The following is a 16,272-nucleotide window of genomic DNA, read 5'->3' as shown; positions in this document are numbered from 1 at the left end:
GCTGGACGACTTCGACCCGGCCATCACCGGTGAGTCTCCGGAAGAACAGCCCGGCCCCGGCCGCGGCCCAGTAGACCCGGACGGGTACGGCCCGTGACAGCCGATCGAGTGGGAGCGACCAGGGACAGCCCGTGAGGGCCGGTCCTGGGCGGTTCAAGCGAGGTGGTACCGCGACCCGGCCCGGGGTCTGAGATCCGGGCGGGCCGTCCTCGTGCAGACCAGCAGCACTGCCAGGAGACCGCACGTGACCTACCCCCTGACCCCGCCCACCCCCCGCGATGCCGAGAGCGCCGGAGACGACGCGAGCACCGGCGTCCCCGCGAGCACCGGCTCCGCCTTCGGCCGCGGCGTCCCCGCGTCGCCGCGGTTCCCGCAGATCGAGGAGAAGGTCCTCGCCTACTGGAAGGCCGACGACACCTTCCAGGAGTCGATCCGCTCCCGCGAGGGCGCCCAGGAGTGGGTGTTCTACGACGGCCCGCCCTTCGCCAACGGCCTGCCGCACTACGGGCACCTGCTGACCGGCTACGCCAAGGACGTCTTCCCCCGCTTCCAGACGATGCGCGGCAAGCAGGTGCACCGCCGCTTCGGCTGGGACACGCACGGCCTGCCCGCCGAGCTCGAGGCGGAGCGGCAGCTCGGCATCACCGACAAGTCGCAGATCGAGGAGATGGGCGTCGCCGCCTTCAACGCGGCCGCCAAGGAGTCGGTGCTGCGCTACACGGGGGAGTGGCAGGACTACGTCACCCGCCAGGCGCGCTGGGTCGACTTCGACGACGACTACAAGACCCTCGACCCCACCTTCATGGAGTCCGTGATCTGGGCCTTCAAGCGGCTCTACGACAAGGGCCTCGCCTACGAGGGCCACCGCGTGCTGCCCTACTGCTGGCGCGACCAGACCCCGCTCTCGAACCACGAGCTGCGGATGGACGACGACGTCTACAAGATGCGCCAGGACCAGACGGTCACGGTCACCTTCCCCCTCGTCGGCGAGACCGCCGAGGCGCTGAACCTCACCGCCGTCCGCGCCCTCGCCTGGACGACGACCCCGTGGACGCTGCCCACCAACGCCGCGCTCGCCGTCGGCCCCGACATCGAGTACGCCGTGCTGGCGGCCGGCCCGAACGGCGCCGCCGACGGCAAGGGCGAGCCGGAGGAGCGCGAGCTCTCGGCCGAGTACCTCCTCGCCATCGACCAGGTCGGCGCCTACGCCAAGGACCTCGGCTACGAGGACGCGGAGTCGGCGCTGGCCGCCGTCTCGCGCACGCACCGCGGCAGCGAGCTCGAGGGCATCAGCTACGACCGCCTCTGGGACCACTACGCCGACACCGAGCAGTGGGGCACGCAGAACGCGTGGCGCATCCTCGTCGCCGACTACGTGACCACCAGCGAGGGCACCGGCGTCGTGCATCAGGCGCCCGCCTACGGCGAGGACGACCAGAAGGTCTGCGAGGCGGCGGGGATCCCCGTCATCATCTCCGTCGACGACGGCGGCCGCTTCCTGCCGCAGATCAGCGAGGTCGCCGGCCTGCAGGTCTTCGAGGCCAACAAGCCGCTGACGCAGCTCCTCAAGGCGCAGCACCGCCTGCTCCGCCAGGCCAGCTACGAGCACAGCTACCCGCACTGCTGGCGCTGCCGCAACCCGCTGATCTACAAGGCCGTCTCCAGCTGGTTCGTCCGCGTCACCGCGATCCGCGACCGGATGGAGGAGCTGAACCAGGAGATCACCTGGGTCCCCGAGAACGTCAAGGACGGCCAGTTCGGCAAGTGGCTCTCCGGCGCGCGCGACTGGTCGATCAGCCGCAACCGCTACTTCGGCTCGCCGATCCCGGTGTGGAAGAGCGACGATCCGGACTACCCGCGCATCGACGTCTACGGCTCGCTCGACGAGCTCGAGCGCGACTTCGGCGTGCGCCCGGAGGACCTGCACCGCCCGTACATCGACGAGCTCACCCGTCCGAACCCCGACGACCCGACCGGCCGCTCGACGATGCGCCGCATCAGCGACGTGCTCGACGTCTGGTTCGACTCCGGCTCGATGCCGTTCGCGCAGGTGCACTACCCGTTCGAGAACTCCGACTGGTTCGACTCGCACAACCCGGCCGACTTCATCGTCGAGTACATCGGGCAGACCCGCGGCTGGTTCTACACGCTGCACGTGCTCTCGACCGCGCTCTTCGACCGGCCGGCCTTCCGCAACGTGGTCAGCCACGGCATCGTGCTCGGCAACGACGGGCAGAAGATGTCGAAGTCGCTGCGCAACTACCCGGACGTCGCCGAGGTCTTCGACCGCGACGGCTCCGACGCGATGCGCTGGTTCCTGATGTCGAGCCCGGTGCTGCGCGGCGGCAACCTCGTCGTCACCGAGGAGGGCATCCGCGAGGGCGTGCGCCAGGTGCTGCTGCCGCTCTGGAACACCTGGTACTTCTTCTCGCTCTACGCCAACGCCTCGGTCGACGCCGCGGGCGAGGGCTACAGCGCGAGCCGCCGCACCGACTCCGAGGACGTGCTCGACCGCTACCTGCTGGCCAAGACGCACGATCTCATCGAGACCGTCACCGGCCACCTCGAGGCGCTCGACTCGACCCTCGCGGCGGCCGCGCTGCGCGACTTCGCCGACGTGCTGACCAACTGGTACGTCCGCCGCTCACGCGACCGCTTCTGGCAGGGCGTCGACGCCGAGGGCCGCGGCACGGAGGCGTTCGACACGCTCTTCACCGTGCTCGAGACCGTCTGCCGGGTCGCCGCCCCGCTGCTCCCGCTGATGACCGAGGAGATCTGGCAGGGCCTGACCGGCGGGCGGAGCGTGCACCTGGCCGACTGGCCCGATGCCGCCGAGTTCCCGGTCGACGAGACGCTGGTGCACGCGATGGACGCGGTCCGCGGCATCTCGTCCACGGCGCTGTCGCTGCGCAAGCAGGCCGGCCTCCGGGTCCGCCTGCCGCTCGCGCGGCTCACGGTCGTCGTCGACGCCGCCGCCGAGCTGGCGCCGTTCGAGGCGATCCTGCGCGACGAGCTGAACGTCAAGGAGGTGTCGCTGGTCCCGCTGGTCGAGTCCAGCGCGGCCGACTACGGCGTCACCTCCCGCCTCTCCGTCAACGCGCGCGCCGCGGGCCCCCGCCTCGGCAGGGGCGTGCAGACCGTCATCAAGGCCGCGAAGGCCGGCGACTGGAGCGAGACCGACGGCGTCGTCACCGCCGGCGGCGTCGAGCTGGTCGAGGGCGAGTACGAGCTGACCCTGGAGGTCGGCGGCTCGGGTGCCGACGACCGCGCGATCGCGCTGCTGCCGCGCGGCGGCTTCGTGCTGCTCGACACGGCGACCACGCCGGAGCTGGAGGCCGAGGGCCTGGCCCGCGACCTGATCCGCGCCGTGCAGGACGCCCGCAAGGCCGCCGGCTTCGAGGTCAGCGACCGCATCGAGCTCGAGATCGTCCTCGACGAGATGAGCATGGCGGCCCTCGAGCCGCACGCGCTCTGGATCGCCGAGGAGACCCTCGCGACCGGCTTCGCCTTCGCCGCGCTCACCACCGCGCTGGAGGGCGGCGAGGGTGCGATCGCCTTCGGGCCCGCCGGGACCGCCATCATCCGCGTCGAGAAGGTGGAGGCCTCCGATGTCTGACAAGGACCGCTACTCCGAGGAGGACGCCCGGCTCGCGCGTGAGGCGGCCGACGCCGTCTACGCGAGCCTGCTGAAGCGGCTCGGCGAGGCGAGCCCCCGCCCGCGGCTCGCACCGACGCGCCGCGCCGTCGACTACATGGGCGACCCGCAGCAGGCCTACCCCGTCATCCAGGTCGCCGGCACCAACGGCAAGACCTCGACCAGCCGGATGATCGAGAGCCTGCTCCGCGCCCACGGGCTGCGGGTCGGCCTCTTCACCAGCCCGCACCTCGAGCGCTTCAACGAGCGCATCGTCATCGACGGCGCGCCGATCTCCGACCTCGGCCTCGCCACGAACTGGATCGACGTCGAGCCCTACCTCACCATGACCGACGCCGAGCTCGTCGGCCGGGGCGAGAGCACGCTCTCGTTCTTCGAGGCTCTCACCGTGCTGGCCTACGCGGCCTTCGCGGACGCTCCGGTCGACGTCGCGGTGATCGAGGTCGGCATGGGCGGCGAGTGGGACTCGACGAACGTCGCGGACGCGCAGGTCGCGGTCTTCACGCCGATCGCGCTCGACCACACCCGGCAGCTCGGAGCGACGATCGAGGAGATCGCCCGCACCAAGTCCGGCATCGTGAAGCCCGCGGCCGCCGTGGTGTCGGCGAAGCAGACCCCTGAGGCGGAGGCGGTACTGCGGCAGGCGGCCGAGCTGACCGAGTCGACGATCGTGTTCGAGGGCGCCGACTTCGACGTCGAGTCGACCACGGTCGCCGTGGGCGGCCAGCTCGTCTCCGTCCGCGGTCTCGTCACCCGCTACGAGCAGCTTCTGCTGCCGTTCTTCGGCGACCACCAGGCCGAGAACGCGGCGGTCGCGATCGCCGCGGTCGAGACGTTCCTCGGCGGCGGCACGCAGGAGCTGACCGGGAACGTCCTCGACGAGGGCTTCGCCGCGGCGACCTCGCCGGGCCGCCTCCAGATCGTCGGCCAGTCGCCGCGCACGGTCGTCGATGCGGCGCACAACCCGCACGGCGCGGCCTCCCTCGCCTCCGCGATCGAGCGCTACTTCGACTTCGACCGCGTCACCGCGGTCCTCGGCGTCCTCGCCGAGAAGGACGCGGAGGGCATCCTGCGCGCGCTCCTGCCGGTCGTCGACGAGCTCATCGTCACGACCGCCCCGAGCGAGCGCGGAGTCCCGGCCGAGGAGCTCGCCGAGCTGGCCCGCACCGTGTTCCCCGCGGAGTCGGTCCGCGTCGCCGAGGACCCGGACGGCGCGCTCACCGCCGGCCGCCTCCTCGCCGCCCAGACCGACAGGGGCGCCCTGCTCGTCACCGGGTCGATCACCCTCGTCGGACGGACGATGACCGTCGCCCGCGACGAGAACTGGCTCGGCGCGTGAGGGCCGGCCGGCCGCGCCGCACCCGGACCGTCCGCGAGAGCCTCGGCTCGATCGTCCTCGGCTTCGAGGCCGTCATCGTCTTCCTCGCGACACTCGTCGCCTTCGGGCTGAAGGCCGCCGACCCGGTGATCGTCCTCGTCGGGGGAGCGGTGGTCTGCCTCGCCCTCGTCGCGACGCTCGGCCTGCTCAACCGGCCGGCCGGCTTCCGGATCGGCTGGGTCCTCCAGTTCGTTATCGTGGCCACCGGTGCCCTGGTCCCGATCATGTTCGTCATCGGCGCGGCGTTCGTCGCCCTGTGGACGTACTGCATGGTCACCGGCACCAAGCTCGACACCCAGAGCCGCCGCGCGGCGGACGGGCCCACCGACCCCACCCCGACCTAAGGAGACCGCCGAATCATGGCCATCCAGGAGACCCTCGTCCTCGTCAAGCCCGACGGCGTCGCCCGCAACCTCACCGGCGAGATCCTCCGCCGCATCGAGGCGAAGGGCTACTCGCTCGTCGACATCAAGCTCGTCGAGGCCGACCGCGAGCTGCTCGCCGCCCACTACGCCGAGCACGAGGGCAAGCCGTTCTACGAGCCCCTCGTCGAGTTCATGGAGAGCGGCCCCATCGTCGCCCTCCGCATCGCCGGCGACCGCGTCATCGAGGGCTTCCGCTCCCTCGCCGGCACGACCGACCCCACCACCGCCGCCCCCGGCACCATCCGCGGCGACCTCGGCCGCGACTGGGGCCTCAAGGTCCAGCAGAACCTGGTGCACGGCTCCGACTCGGCTGAATCCGCGGAGCGCGAGCTCGCGCTCTGGTTCGCGTAGCGAACCGCCGCGGTGCCGTCTTGCGCCGCGGTAATCCGCGACGCCGCGGTCGGCTCTCGGAGGCGGGCGCGTTCCGCAGAGCGTCCTGCGTTCGGCGACGGGAAAGCGCTGACACGCGCTTTCCCGAATGCGCCTCCGAGGCGGTACTTGCTGATCGAGTAGCCCGCGGAGCGGGCGTATCGAGATCCACCGGGGTCGGCAGCCGAGTCTGCAAACTCCTGTCCTGACGACGGTGGGTCTCGATACGCCGCTGCGCGGCTACTCGACCAGCAAAGAACAGCGCGCCCCGCGGCCTGGGACCCCGTGCATGCGGTCGGCAGTGGGCTGGCCCCCGTGCATGCTGATCGAGCAGCCCGCGGAGAGGGCGTGTCGAGCACCTCCGCCTCCCGGGGGCGGCGTCGGGCGTCAGCCCGGCAGTGTCAGATGTAGGACAGCACGTCGAGTCGCACCTGGGCCATCACGGCGATCGCCAGGTAGCAGACGATGGTGATGAACGGCACCCAGCCGTACGCGGCCCCCGCGAAGCGGCGGACCGCGGCGGGGACCGGGAACACGCCCTCGCGGAGGTTGCGGAGGGTCACCAGCCAGAAGCCGGGGATGACGACGGCCCAGGTGAGCATGCACCAGGGGCAGAGCGTCCCGAGAGCGAAGATGCTCGTCGCGATCAGCCAGCCGACGAAGGCGAGCGCGAAGACGAAGCCGAGGTTGAACAGCGCCCAGAACCAGCGGTCGAAGCGCGCCCCCGCGAGCAGCCCGGCACCCACGACGATCGGCGCGATCCACGCGGCGACGCCGATCAGCGGATTCGGGAAGCCGAAGATCGCGCCCTGCGCCGACTTCAGGTTGGCACTGCACTGCACGAGCAGGCTGAAGTCGCAGCCGAGGGCCTCCGACGACCCGCTCAGCGAGGTGAACTTGTCGAGGGTCAGCGTGAACGCGGCGATCCAGCCCACCACGCCGAGCACGATCAGGAGCACCGCGAAGAGGACCGGACGCTGCTGGGTGGGGGCGCTCGGCACCTCGGGATCGCTGGACACCGGGGGATTATGGCACGCGGCGAATCGGCGGCTCTGGGAATGCGTGCGATAATCGGAGCCGTCGGCCCGGAAGATCCCGCACCGACGCGAAGAAGGTTTACCGGGCGAGCACCGGGCCACAGGAGATCGACAGCGTTCCGCGAATGAGCGCGACGCATCTCCACGTGTCGGATAGTCAGTTCCGAGGAGAAGCTGCAACCGGAGTCCTGCGCCACGTGAGCGACGGGACCGGGGGAGCGGAAGGATTCGCGGCGGGCCGAGGCCCGTCGCTCGAGAACAGCATCCGGGTCGACGGCGCGGCGCACGACCCGGCCGAGGAGTGCACCAGGAATGGTGGAAGACAACAGCACGGGCGGATCCGAACCGGACCGCGACGAGCCCCGCAGCGGGGCCAGGAAGATCAGTCGCCTCTTCGGTGGCCGTCGGACGAACCGACGGGCCGGATCGAGCGCATCAGCGACAGGGGAAACGATCATCGACACGAACGACGCCGAGCAGAACGGGTCGGACACCGCCGCCCCGGACACGGCAGCCCAGGACACCGAGCAGACCACCGCGCCGGACGCGCGCGCCGAGCCCGGCGAGACGGAAGGGCCGGCCTCGACCGGCGCCGCCTTCTTCACCGCCGGCCCGGAGTCGGCGTCCGACGGCGAGCAGGCCGCGACGGAGGAGTCCGCTCCCCGCCGCCCGCCGCTGCCGAGCACGTCGCTGCTCTTCCAGGCGCCGATCCTGCCCGACTACGTCCAGCTGACCCCGCTCCCGCCCCGGGGCGCCCCGCTCGGCGTCCGCGAGGAGCGCGACGAGCCGGAGGAGGAGCAGGGCTCCGTCCGCCGCCGCTCGCGCCGCCGCAGCGGCGAGAGCGACCGCGGCGGCTCCGACGACCCCGAGAACACCGTCGTCCGGGTCCGCCAGCCGCGCGAGCAGCGCGAGCCCCGCGAGGCGCGCGAGCCGGAGCTCATCACCGAGCCGCAGCGCATCAAGGGCTCGACCCGCCTCGAGGCGAAGAAGCAGCGCCGCCGCGACGGCCGCGACGCCGGCCGCCGCCGCACGGTCGTCACCGAGTCCGAGTTCCTCGCCCGCCGGGAGGCCGTCGACCGCGTCATGGTCGTCCGCTCCAAGGAGGACAGCATCCGCATCGGCGTGCTCGAGGACGGCGTCCTCGCCGAGCACTACGTCGCCCGCTCGCAGGAGGCGTCGCTGATCGGCAACGTCTACCTCGGACGCGTGCAGAACGTCCTCCCCAGCATGGAGGCGGCCTTCGTCGACATCGGACGCGGCCGCAACGCCGTGCTCTACTCCGGCGAGGTCGACTGGGACGCCGCGAACAACGCCGGCGGCCCCCGCCGCATCGAGCTCGCGCTCAAGCCCGGCGACCGCGTACTCGTCCAGGTCACCAAGGACCCGGTCGGCCACAAGGGCGCCCGCCTCACCAGCCAGATCTCGCTCCCGGGCCGCTACCTCGTCTACGTGCCCAACGGCTCGATGAACGGCATCTCGCGCAAGCTCCCGGACACCGAGCGCGCGCGCCTCAAGAAGATCCTCAAGGAGGTCCTCCCCGAGAACGTGGGCGTCATCGTCCGCACGGCCGCCGAGGGCGCCACGGAGGAGCAGCTCACGGTCGACGTCGAGCGCCTCACCGCGCAGTGGACCGCGCTCAGCACCAAGGCCGCGACCGGCCAGGCGCCGGCGCTGCTGCACAGCGAGCCCGACCTGCTGATCAAGATCGTCCGCGACGTCTTCAACGAGGACTTCGAGAAGATGGTGATCGCCGGCGACGACGCCCGCGAGACCATCGAGCTCTACCTGAGCCAGGTCGCTCCCGACCTGCTCGAGCGGGTGCAGGTCTACTCCGGCGAGCAGGACGCGTTCGACGAGTTCCGCATCACCGAGCAGATCGAGAAGGCCCTCGAGCGCAAGGTCTGGCTGCCCAGCGGCGGCTCGCTCGTGATCGACCGCACCGAGGCCATGACGGTCGTCGACGTGAACACCGGCAAGTTCGTCGGCTCCGGCGGCAACCTCGAGGAGACGGTCACCAAGAACAACCTCGAGGCCGCGGAGGAGATCGTCCGCCAGCTCCGCCTTCGCGACATCGGCGGCATCATCGTCGTCGACTTCATCGACATGGTGCTCGAGTCAAACCGCGATCTCGTGCTCCGGCGCCTGGTCGAGTGCCTGAGCCGCGACCGGACGAAGCACCAGGTCGCCGAGGTCACCTCGCTCGGCCTCGTGCAGATGACCCGCAAGAAGCTCGGCCTCGGCCTCCTGGAGACCTTCAGCGAGAACTGCGAGGTCTGCGCGGGCCGCGGCGTCATCGTCCAGCACGACCCGGTGGTCAAGCACCGATCGACCGCCGCTCCGCAGCAGGAGCGCCGCCGCGGCGGCAAGCCCGCCGGCGAGCAGCCCTCGAACGGCCGCAGCGGCTCGGCCGGCCAGAACGGCTACAGCGCCCAGAGCGGCGCCGGCGCGCAGAACGGCTCCAAGCCGGTCAGCACCCACGCCATCACCGACGACGCCAAGAACGCGCTCGCGCAGATCGCGGCGAGCACGATCCACCCGGCCGCCGTCCGGCACGCCGCGGAGGAGGCCGTCGCCCTCGTCGACGAGGCCACGACCACCGCGGAGACGCAGCCGGCCGAGCAGCCCGCCGATCCTTCCGCCGAGCAGTCGGGCGAGCAGTCCGCGGAGCGTCAGGGCGAGTCGTCCGGCCGCCGCGAGCGTCCCGCCCGGGGCGAGCGCCGTCGCCGAGGCCGCGACCGCGAGCCGCGCCAGGAGACGCCGGAGTCCGGCGAGCAGCAGGAGTCCGCTCCCGCCGCCCGCGAGGCGGCCCAGGAGCCCGCAGCGCAGGAGCCCGCAGCTCAGCCCGTCGCGGCCGAGGCTCCTGCGGCCCAGGCCCCGGTGGTCCCGATCCTCGACATCCCGATCCCGCCCGCTCCGGTCGTGACCGAGCGCCGGGTGCCCAGCGCGGTCGCCGAGCATCTGCTCGACTCCGTCCTGGACGCGCTGCCCGCACCCAAGCAGCCCGGCCAGGGCCGCGCCAAGAGCCGTCGCGTCACCACGGCGGCGCTCACCGGGATCGCGGTCGTGCCCGAGCAGACGCCGCGCCGCGCGCAGTAGCGCGACCAGCGACGATCAGTGGGGCCCGGTGCCCGGCGAGAGCCGGCGCCGGGCCCTCTCCGCGTCCCGGTCCCGGCCCTTCACCCGCAGGCCGCTGTCGCGGAGCCGCTCGACCAGCTCCCGGCTGCCCACGGGCACGGCACCCGCCGCCAGCAGCTCCTCGCGACGCGCGGCGGGCACGTCGTAGTGGTCGAGGTCGAAGCCGCGCTCCGGCAGCCCGACGCGGCGCGCGAAGTCGTGCAGCTCCTCCAGGGAGGAGTCGCTGACGAGGTGGGCCCAGAGCGTGTCGTGGGCGGGCCAGCGCGCCGCATCGAGGAGGATCGCCATCCGTCGATCGTAGGCGGCGCGCCTGCCCGATCCGCGGCACGGCCTGCACTATCGTGACGGGGTCGTCGGTCGAGCGGTACCCCCTCCGGGGCGGTGCGCGTTTGACCGGGGAGCACGGATCCCGTACTCTTGACCGTTGGTGTGGCGCGATCCATGTGCTCACGCAGATTTCCGTTGCCGCTCGGTCCCTCACGGGATGCGAGCCGCGGTGCCGGTCCGCTCGTCCCGTACGAGAGACGGGTACGACCGGGAAGACCGGGGTCCGACCCCGTCCTTACAAGCCCCGGACAGCGCTCACGCGCCGTCCAGATGAGAAAACAGGTACGAGAAGTGGTTTACGCAGTTGTGCGCGCCGGTGGCCGGCAGGAGAAGGTCGAGGTCGGCACCATCGTGACGATGGACCGCATCAAGGCCGACGAGAACGGCACCGTGCAGCTGGCTGCCGTGCTCCTCGTCGACGGGGACTCCATCACCTCGGACGCCGCGGCGCTCGAGAAGGTGTCGGTCACGGCCGAGGTGCTCGAGGAGCTCCGCGGTCCGAAGATCATCATCCAGAAGTTCAAGAACAAGACCGGGTACAAGAAGCGCCAGGGGCACCGTCAGGACCTCACGCGCGTCAAGGTCACGGGCATCAAGTAACACCCACACTTCGCTGATCTGCGGCGGGAGCCATCGCTCCGCAGAGCATCAGCACGGGGCTGCGGCCCCCCGGTCTCGAGGAGATGAGAAATGGCACACAAGAAGGGCGCAAGCTCCACCCGCAACGGTCGCGACTCGAACGCGCAGCGTCTCGGCGTGAAGCGCTTCGGCGGTCAGGTCGTCAGCGCGGGCGAGATCATCGTCCGCCAGCGCGGCACCCACTTCCACCCCGGCGTCAACGTCGGTCGTGGCGGCGACGACACCCTGTTCGCCCTCTCGGCCGGTGCGGTCGAGTTCGGCCAGAAGGGCGGCCGCAAGGTCGTCAACATCGTGGTGGCCGCCGCTTAGGCAGCTCTCCTCGGCCGAGCAGGCACAGGACGCAAGGGGCGGGCTTCGGCTCGCCCCTTGCGCGTTGCTGCGGCACCCTCACTGCGAGCCCCGGGCTCGTGGGCGCCGCGCACCTCGGCACCCGGCGTCGGACACTCCGACGCCGCCACCTCCCCATCGGACGGAACACACCATGGTCACCTTCGTCGACAACGTCACGCTGCACCTGCGCGCCGGGCACGGCGGCAACGGCTGCGTCTCCGTCCGCCGCGAGAAGTTCAAGCCGCTGGCCGGCCCCGACGGCGGCAACGGCGGTCACGGCGGCGACATCGTCCTCGTCGCCGACGCGCAGACCACGACGCTGCTCGCCTTCCACCGCCACCCGCACCGCTCCTCGGCGAACGGCGGCCCCGGGATGGGCGACCACCGCGCCGGCGGCAACGGCGACCTCCTCGAGCTGATGGTCCCGGTCGGGACCGTCGTCAAGTCGCCCACGGGCGAGGAGCTGCTCGACATGGACGAGCCGGGGCTCCGCTTCGTCATCGCCCCCGGCGGCCAGGGCGGCCTCGGCAACGCCTCGCTCGCGACCACCAAGCGCAAGGCCCCCGGCTTCGCGCTGCTCGGCACTCCCGGCTGGGAGGGCGACGTCGTCCTCGAGCTGAAGACCGTCGCCGACGTCGCGCTCGTGGGCTTCCCCTCGGCCGGCAAGTCCAGCCTCGTCGCGGCCATCTCCGCGGCGAAGCCGAAGATCGCCGACTACCCGTTCACCACCCTCGCCCCCAACCTCGGCGTCGTCCAGGCGGGGGAGTCGCGCTACACCGTCGCCGACGTCCCCGGCCTGATCGAGGGCGCGAGCGAGGGCAAGGGCCTGGGCCTGGAGTTCCTCCGCCACGTCGAGCGCTGCACCGCTCTCGTGCACGTGCTCGACTGCGCCACGCTCGAGCCGGGCCGCGACCCGCTGACCGACCTCGACATCATCCTCGGCGAGCTGGCCGCGTACCCGGTCGGCGACGGCCAGGTGCCGCTCCTCGAGCGCCCGCAGCTGATCGCCCTGAACAAGGTCGACGTGCCGGAGGCCCAGGAGCTCGCCGACTTCGTCCGCGCCGACCTCGAGGCCCGCGGCTACCGCGTCTTCGAGATCTCGACCGTCTCCCACTCGGGACTGCGCCAGCTGACCTTCGCCCTCGGCGAGATCGTCGAGCAGCACCGTCTCGCCCTCGCGGCCGAGCCCAAGGTCGAGCGGATCACCATCCGCCCGCGCGCCGTCGACGAGAAGGACTACGAGATCCGCGTCGAGGGCGGCTCCTACGGCAACGTCTACCGCGTGCTCGGCACCAAGCCGCAGCGCTGGGTCGCGCAGACCGACTTCACGAACGACGAGGCCGTCGGCTTCCTCGCCGACCGGCTCGCGAAGCTCGGCGTCGAGAACGGCCTCTTCTCGGCCGGGGCCGTCGCCGGCTCGACCGTCGTCATCGGCCCGGGCGACGGCGTCGTCTTCGACTGGGAGCCCACGCTCACCTCGACGGCGGAGCTGATCACCGCCCCGCGCGGCACCGACCTCCGCCTCGAGGAGAACAACCGCAAGACCCGCGCCGAGCGTCGCGACAACTACCTCGAGCGGATGGACGCCAAGGCGGCCGCCCGCGCCGAGCTCGACCGCGAGCGCCAGGGCGGCGTCTGGCGCGTCTCCGACGAGGACGACCTGGTGGGCGACGCCGAGGAGGTCTGACTCCTCGGCACCGCCCTCGGCGAGGCGCCGTCGGCGAATACACTGGCCGGATGCCGCAGACGACCCTCGACAGCTCCGTCCTGACCGAGCGGTTCGCCGCCTCCCGCACGGCCTCGCGGTCCCTGCGCAGCGCGACGACCGACCTCAAGAACCGCGCCCTGCTCGCGATCGCCGACGCCGTCCGCGGATCCGTCGAGCGGGTCGTCCCGGCGAACGGGCTCGACCTCGCGAACGGCCGGGAGAACGGCATGAGCGCCGGGCTGCAGGACCGCCTCCGTCTCGACGAGGCGCGTCTCGGCTCGCTCGCCGACGCCGTGGTCGCGGTCGCCGGTCTCGTCGACCCGGTCGGCCAGACGGTCCGAGGCTCGAACCTGCCCAACGGCGCCTCGCTCACCCAGGTGCGCGTGCCCTTCGGCGTCGTCGGCGCCATCTACGAGGCGCGCCCCAACGTCACGATCGACATCGCCGCCCTCGCGCTCAAGAGCGGCAACGCCGTGATCCTCCGCGGCGGCAGCGCGGCCGAGAACACCAACCGCGTCCTCGTCGAGCTGCTGCAGGAGGCGGTCGCCTCCGTCGGCCTGCCCGCCGAGCTGATCCAGACGGTCGACGACTTCGGCCGCGAGGGCGCCAAGGCTCTGATGCGCGCCCGCGGCTACGTCGACGTGCTCGTGCCCCGCGGCAGCGCCGGCCTGATCGAGTCGGTCGTGACCGAGTCGACCGTGCCGGTGATCGAGACGGGCGCCGGAGTGGTGCACGTCTTCCTCGACGCGAGCGCGGACGAGCAGTGGGCCGTCGACATCGTGCACAACGCCAAGACCCAGCGCCCGAGCACCTGCAACGCGCTCGAGACGCTGCTCGTGCACCGCGACGCCGCCGAGCGCCTCCTGCCGCCCGTCCTCGGCCGCCTCGCCGCCGCCGGAGTGACCGTGCACGGCGACGAGCGGGTCCGCGCGATCGTCGCCGATGCGGTGCCCGCCACCGCGGAGGACTGGACGGCCGAGTACTACTCTCTCGACATCGCAGTCGCCGTCGTCGACGATCTCGACGCGGCGATGGACCACATCGCCCGCTACTCCACCCACCACACCGAGTCGATCGTCACCAACGACCTGCGCAGCGCCGAGCGCTTCCTCGCCGAGGTCGACTCCGCGGTGGTGATGGTGAACGCCTCCACCCGCTTCACCGACGGCGGCGAGTTCGGCTTCGGCGCCGAGGTCGGCATCTCGACGCAGAAGCTGCACGCCCGCGGCCCGATGGGACTGCCCGAGCTGACGAGCACGAAGTGGCTGCTGCGCGGGTCCGGTCAGGTCCGCTCCTAGCGCCGCACCCGGCTCGCGGCGGTGTCCGGGTAGACTCGACGACGCCCTGAGTGGGCGATCCCGATTCCAAGGAGCACCGCATGTCCCTCGTGACGACCGTCCTCGCTGAAGCAGCGCACACCGAGCTGCCGATGCCGACCATCGTCTACGGGCTGATCGCCGTCGTCGCCTTCACCGCGCTCGGCTTCGTCACGTGGAGCTACCGCGACGTAGCCAACCGCCACTCGCACAAGACCGGTGCCGGCTCCCACGACTCCCACGGCCACGGCCACTAGTCCGGCGGCCCTGCGATCGTGACGTCCGCCGCGAGCGGAGACCCGCGGCGTCCGCGCATCGGCGTGATGGGTGGCACCTTCGACCCGATCCACCACGGGCACCTCGTCGCCGCCTCCGAGGTGGCGCAGTCCTTCGACCTCGACGAGGTCGTCTTCGTGCCGACCGGCCGGCCGTGGCACAAGAAGACGGTCACGCCGCCGGAGCACCGCTATCTGATGACGGTCATCGCGACCGCGTCCAACCCGCGCTTCACCGTCAGCCGCGTCGACATCGACCGCATCGGCACGACGTACACGATCGACACGCTCCGCGACATCCACCTCGCCCACCCCGACGCCGAGCTGTTCTTCATCACGGGAGCCGACGCCGTCGAGCAGATCCTGAGCTGGAAGGACTACGACGAGCTCTGGGAGCTGGCGCACTTCGTCGCCGTCAGCCGGCCGGGTCACGCCCTGTCCGTTTCGGGATTGCCGGCTCAGGACGTATCGTTGTTGGAAATTCCGGCGCTAGCGATTTCCTCGACGGACTGTCGGAGCCGCGTGAACCGGGGTGATCCGGTCTGGTATCTGGTTCCCGACGGTGTCGTCCAGTACATCTCGAAGCACCACCTGTATCGGAGCACGACATGACAGTTCAGCACGAGGGCGCGCCGCTCACCCGGCGCGAGATCCGCGAGCGCGAGCGAGCCGCGGCCGGCGCAGCGCCCGCCGCCGCACCGACGACCTCCCGCCGCGCCGCGACCGCGTCCGTCACTGCCGCGGGCGAGATGCCCGTCCTCACCGCGACCCAGGCCCTGCGCGTCCCCGTCGTCGCGCCGACCCCCGCCCCCGAGCCCGAGCTCAGTACCTCCGCCATCGAGGTCGTGCTGCCCGAGGGCGTCGATCGCAGCACGCTCACCCGCCGCGAGCTCCGCGCGCTGCTCGCCCAGCAGCAGGCCGAGCAGGTCGCCGCGACCCCCGAGGCCGCGCCTGCCGACGCCGCGCAGGAGTCGGCGAAGACCGAGCCCGACGCCGCCGCCGAGGAGACCGCTGCCGAGGAGACCGCTCCCGAGGTGTCCGACGTCGAGCAGCCGGCCGACGAGTCCGAGCAGTCGGACGACGAGCCCGAGCAGCCCAAGCTCAACACCGCCCTCTTCGCCACCGTCGGCACGCTCGACATCGCGGACGAGAAGGCCACAGAGATCACCGGCAGCTTCCACCCGCCGATCGAGCACCTGGCCATCACCGACGAGCTCGACAGCAAGTCCAAGGAGGAGGTCGACGCCTCCTTCGACTCCCTCATCGCGAGCGGAGTCGCCGCGACGGGCGCCGTCACCACGACGAACGCCCTGATCCTGCCGACCGCGGGCGACGCGTCTCCGGTCCGCACGGACACGGGGGAGGTGCTCGTCACGGGCTCCTTCGACCTGCCGCGGAGCCTCGGCTCCACCGGTCAGCACCCCAACCTCTACGACTCGCCCGATGTCGACCGCTACGTCGACCGCATCGACCGCGAGCAGCCCGCCTCCGACTCGGAGCCCGTCCGGGCGTCGAGCGCCGTCTCCACGCACGCCGCGGGCACCGCGATGATCGCCCCGCAGAAGCGCCGCGCCGTCAGCGTCCCCGTCGTGCTGGCCATCACCGCCGCCGTGCTGCTGGTCGCCTCGATCGCGCTGTTCATCGGCGGCTTCGTCCTCAACATCTTCTGATCCACCAC

General features: G+C 71.7%; 14 protein-coding genes. 12 read left to right on the top strand and 2 right to left on the bottom strand.

The window, feature by feature from the left end; genetic code table 11:
* The first annotated feature begins 244 nt into the window (after window positions 1–244).
* From ileS to ndk, 4 genes are read left to right on the top strand one after another with little or no spacing between them, the layout of a single operon-like run.
* Window positions 245–3,616 carry an isoleucine--tRNA ligase gene (gene ileS / locus MT350_RS07335; protein WP_374206632.1) on the top strand — a complete coding sequence of 1,124 codons (3,372 nt, stop codon included), beginning with the start codon at window positions 245–247 and terminating at the stop codon, window positions 3,614–3,616.
* Window positions 3,609–4,994 (top strand): folylpolyglutamate synthase/dihydrofolate synthase family protein, encoded by a 1,386-nt coding sequence (locus MT350_RS07330; protein WP_243615612.1) that lies wholly within the window; start codon window positions 3,609–3,611, stop codon window positions 4,992–4,994. Before ileS ends, MT350_RS07330 begins: the two co-directional genes overlap by 8 nt.
* A complete protein-coding gene (locus MT350_RS07325) occupies window positions 4,991–5,377 on the top strand; it encodes a DUF4233 domain-containing protein (RefSeq protein ID WP_243599174.1) in 387 nt (128 codons plus the stop codon). Before MT350_RS07330 ends, MT350_RS07325 begins: the two co-directional genes overlap by 4 nt.
* A 15-nt stretch (window positions 5,378–5,392) precedes the next feature.
* Entirely contained in the window at window positions 5,393–5,809 is a 417-nt protein-coding gene (gene ndk / locus MT350_RS07320; RefSeq protein WP_123732274.1) for a nucleoside-diphosphate kinase, read from the top strand.
* A gap of 419 nt (window positions 5,810–6,228) precedes the next feature.
* Here ndk and MT350_RS07315 read toward each other — a convergent pair whose 3' ends face one another.
* Window positions 6,229–6,846, bottom strand: coding sequence for a vitamin K epoxide reductase family protein (locus tag MT350_RS07315; protein ID WP_243599175.1), 618 nt, complete (start codon window positions 6,844–6,846; stop codon window positions 6,229–6,231).
* 330 nt (window positions 6,847–7,176) lie between these two features.
* Here MT350_RS07315 and MT350_RS07310 point away from each other — a divergent pair, with 330 nt between their 5' ends.
* On the top strand, window positions 7,177–9,960 hold the full coding sequence (locus tag MT350_RS07310) for an Rne/Rng family ribonuclease (protein WP_243599176.1): 2,784 nt from the start codon (window positions 7,177–7,179) through the stop codon (window positions 9,958–9,960).
* 15 nt (window positions 9,961–9,975) lie between these two features.
* On the opposite strand, the gene MT350_RS07305 is transcribed toward MT350_RS07310, so the two are convergent.
* Complete coding sequence (locus MT350_RS07305) at window positions 9,976–10,287, bottom strand: DUF4031 domain-containing protein (RefSeq protein ID WP_243599177.1); 312 nt, start codon at window positions 10,285–10,287, stop codon at window positions 9,976–9,978.
* Between the two features lie 330 nt (window positions 10,288–10,617).
* Here MT350_RS07305 and rplU point away from each other — a divergent pair, with 330 nt between their 5' ends.
* From rplU to MT350_RS07270, 7 genes are all read left to right on the top strand, one after another.
* Entirely contained in the window at window positions 10,618–10,926 is a 309-nt protein-coding gene (gene rplU / locus MT350_RS07300; protein WP_123445822.1) for a 50S ribosomal protein L21, read from the top strand.
* Between the two features lie 90 nt (window positions 10,927–11,016).
* Complete coding sequence (rpmA, locus tag MT350_RS07295) at window positions 11,017–11,274, top strand: 50S ribosomal protein L27 (protein WP_123445823.1); 258 nt, start codon at window positions 11,017–11,019, stop codon at window positions 11,272–11,274.
* Between the two features lie 172 nt (window positions 11,275–11,446).
* Window positions 11,447–12,982 carry a GTPase ObgE gene (gene obgE, locus MT350_RS07290; protein ID WP_123703517.1) on the top strand — a complete coding sequence of 512 codons (1,536 nt, stop codon included), beginning with the start codon at window positions 11,447–11,449 and terminating at the stop codon, window positions 12,980–12,982.
* Window positions 12,983–13,032: 50 nt separating this feature from the next.
* Window positions 13,033–14,301 carry a glutamate-5-semialdehyde dehydrogenase gene (locus tag MT350_RS07285; RefSeq protein WP_243599178.1) on the top strand — a complete coding sequence of 423 codons (1,269 nt, stop codon included), beginning with the start codon at window positions 13,033–13,035 and terminating at the stop codon, window positions 14,299–14,301.
* Between the two features lie 80 nt (window positions 14,302–14,381).
* A complete protein-coding gene (locus MT350_RS07280) occupies window positions 14,382–14,576 on the top strand; it encodes a hypothetical protein (protein WP_123445826.1) in 195 nt (64 codons plus the stop codon).
* An 18-nt stretch (window positions 14,577–14,594) separates the two neighbouring features.
* Window positions 14,595–15,206 carry a nicotinate-nucleotide adenylyltransferase gene (nadD, locus tag MT350_RS07275; RefSeq protein WP_308197317.1) on the top strand — a complete coding sequence of 204 codons (612 nt, stop codon included), beginning with the start codon at window positions 14,595–14,597 and terminating at the stop codon, window positions 15,204–15,206.
* On the top strand, window positions 15,203–16,264 hold the full coding sequence (locus tag MT350_RS07270; protein WP_243599179.1) for a hypothetical protein: 1,062 nt from the start codon (window positions 15,203–15,205) through the stop codon (window positions 16,262–16,264). Before nadD ends, MT350_RS07270 begins: the two co-directional genes overlap by 4 nt.
* Window positions 16,265–16,272 lie beyond the last annotated feature (8 nt).

It is taken from the genome of Rathayibacter sp. VKM Ac-2928 (assembly GCF_022815545.1).
Classification (GTDB): domain Bacteria; phylum Actinomycetota; class Actinomycetes; order Actinomycetales; family Microbacteriaceae; genus Rathayibacter; species Rathayibacter festucae.
The sequence above is the reverse complement of the archived record's forward strand: the minus strand, read 5'-3'. Positions and strand labels throughout refer to the sequence as shown.

Excerpts from the sequence above, each read along its gene's own strand:
- MT350_RS07285 (WP_243599178.1), top strand. The coding sequence starts at position 13,033 with ATGCCGCAGACGACCCTCGACAGCTCCGTCCTGACCGAGCGGTTCGCC.
- rpmA (WP_123445823.1), top strand. The coding sequence starts at position 11,017 with ATGGCACACAAGAAGGGCGCAAGCTCCACCCGCAACGGTCGCGACTCG.
- MT350_RS07270 (WP_243599179.1), top strand. The coding sequence starts at position 15,203 with ATGACAGTTCAGCACGAGGGCGCGCCGCTCACCCGGCGCGAGATCCGC.
- obgE (WP_123703517.1), top strand. The coding sequence starts at position 11,447 with ATGGTCACCTTCGTCGACAACGTCACGCTGCACCTGCGCGCCGGGCAC.
- MT350_RS07280 (WP_123445826.1), top strand. The coding sequence starts at position 14,382 with ATGTCCCTCGTGACGACCGTCCTCGCTGAAGCAGCGCACACCGAGCTG.
- MT350_RS07330 (WP_243615612.1), top strand. The coding sequence starts at position 3,609 with ATGTCTGACAAGGACCGCTACTCCGAGGAGGACGCCCGGCTCGCGCGT.
- MT350_RS07310 (WP_243599176.1), top strand. The coding sequence starts at position 7,177 with ATGGTGGAAGACAACAGCACGGGCGGATCCGAACCGGACCGCGACGAG.
- MT350_RS07305 (WP_243599177.1), bottom strand. The coding sequence starts at position 10,287 with ATGGCGATCCTCCTCGATGCGGCGCGCTGGCCCGCCCACGACACGCTC.
- ndk (WP_123732274.1), top strand. The coding sequence starts at position 5,393 with ATGGCCATCCAGGAGACCCTCGTCCTCGTCAAGCCCGACGGCGTCGCC.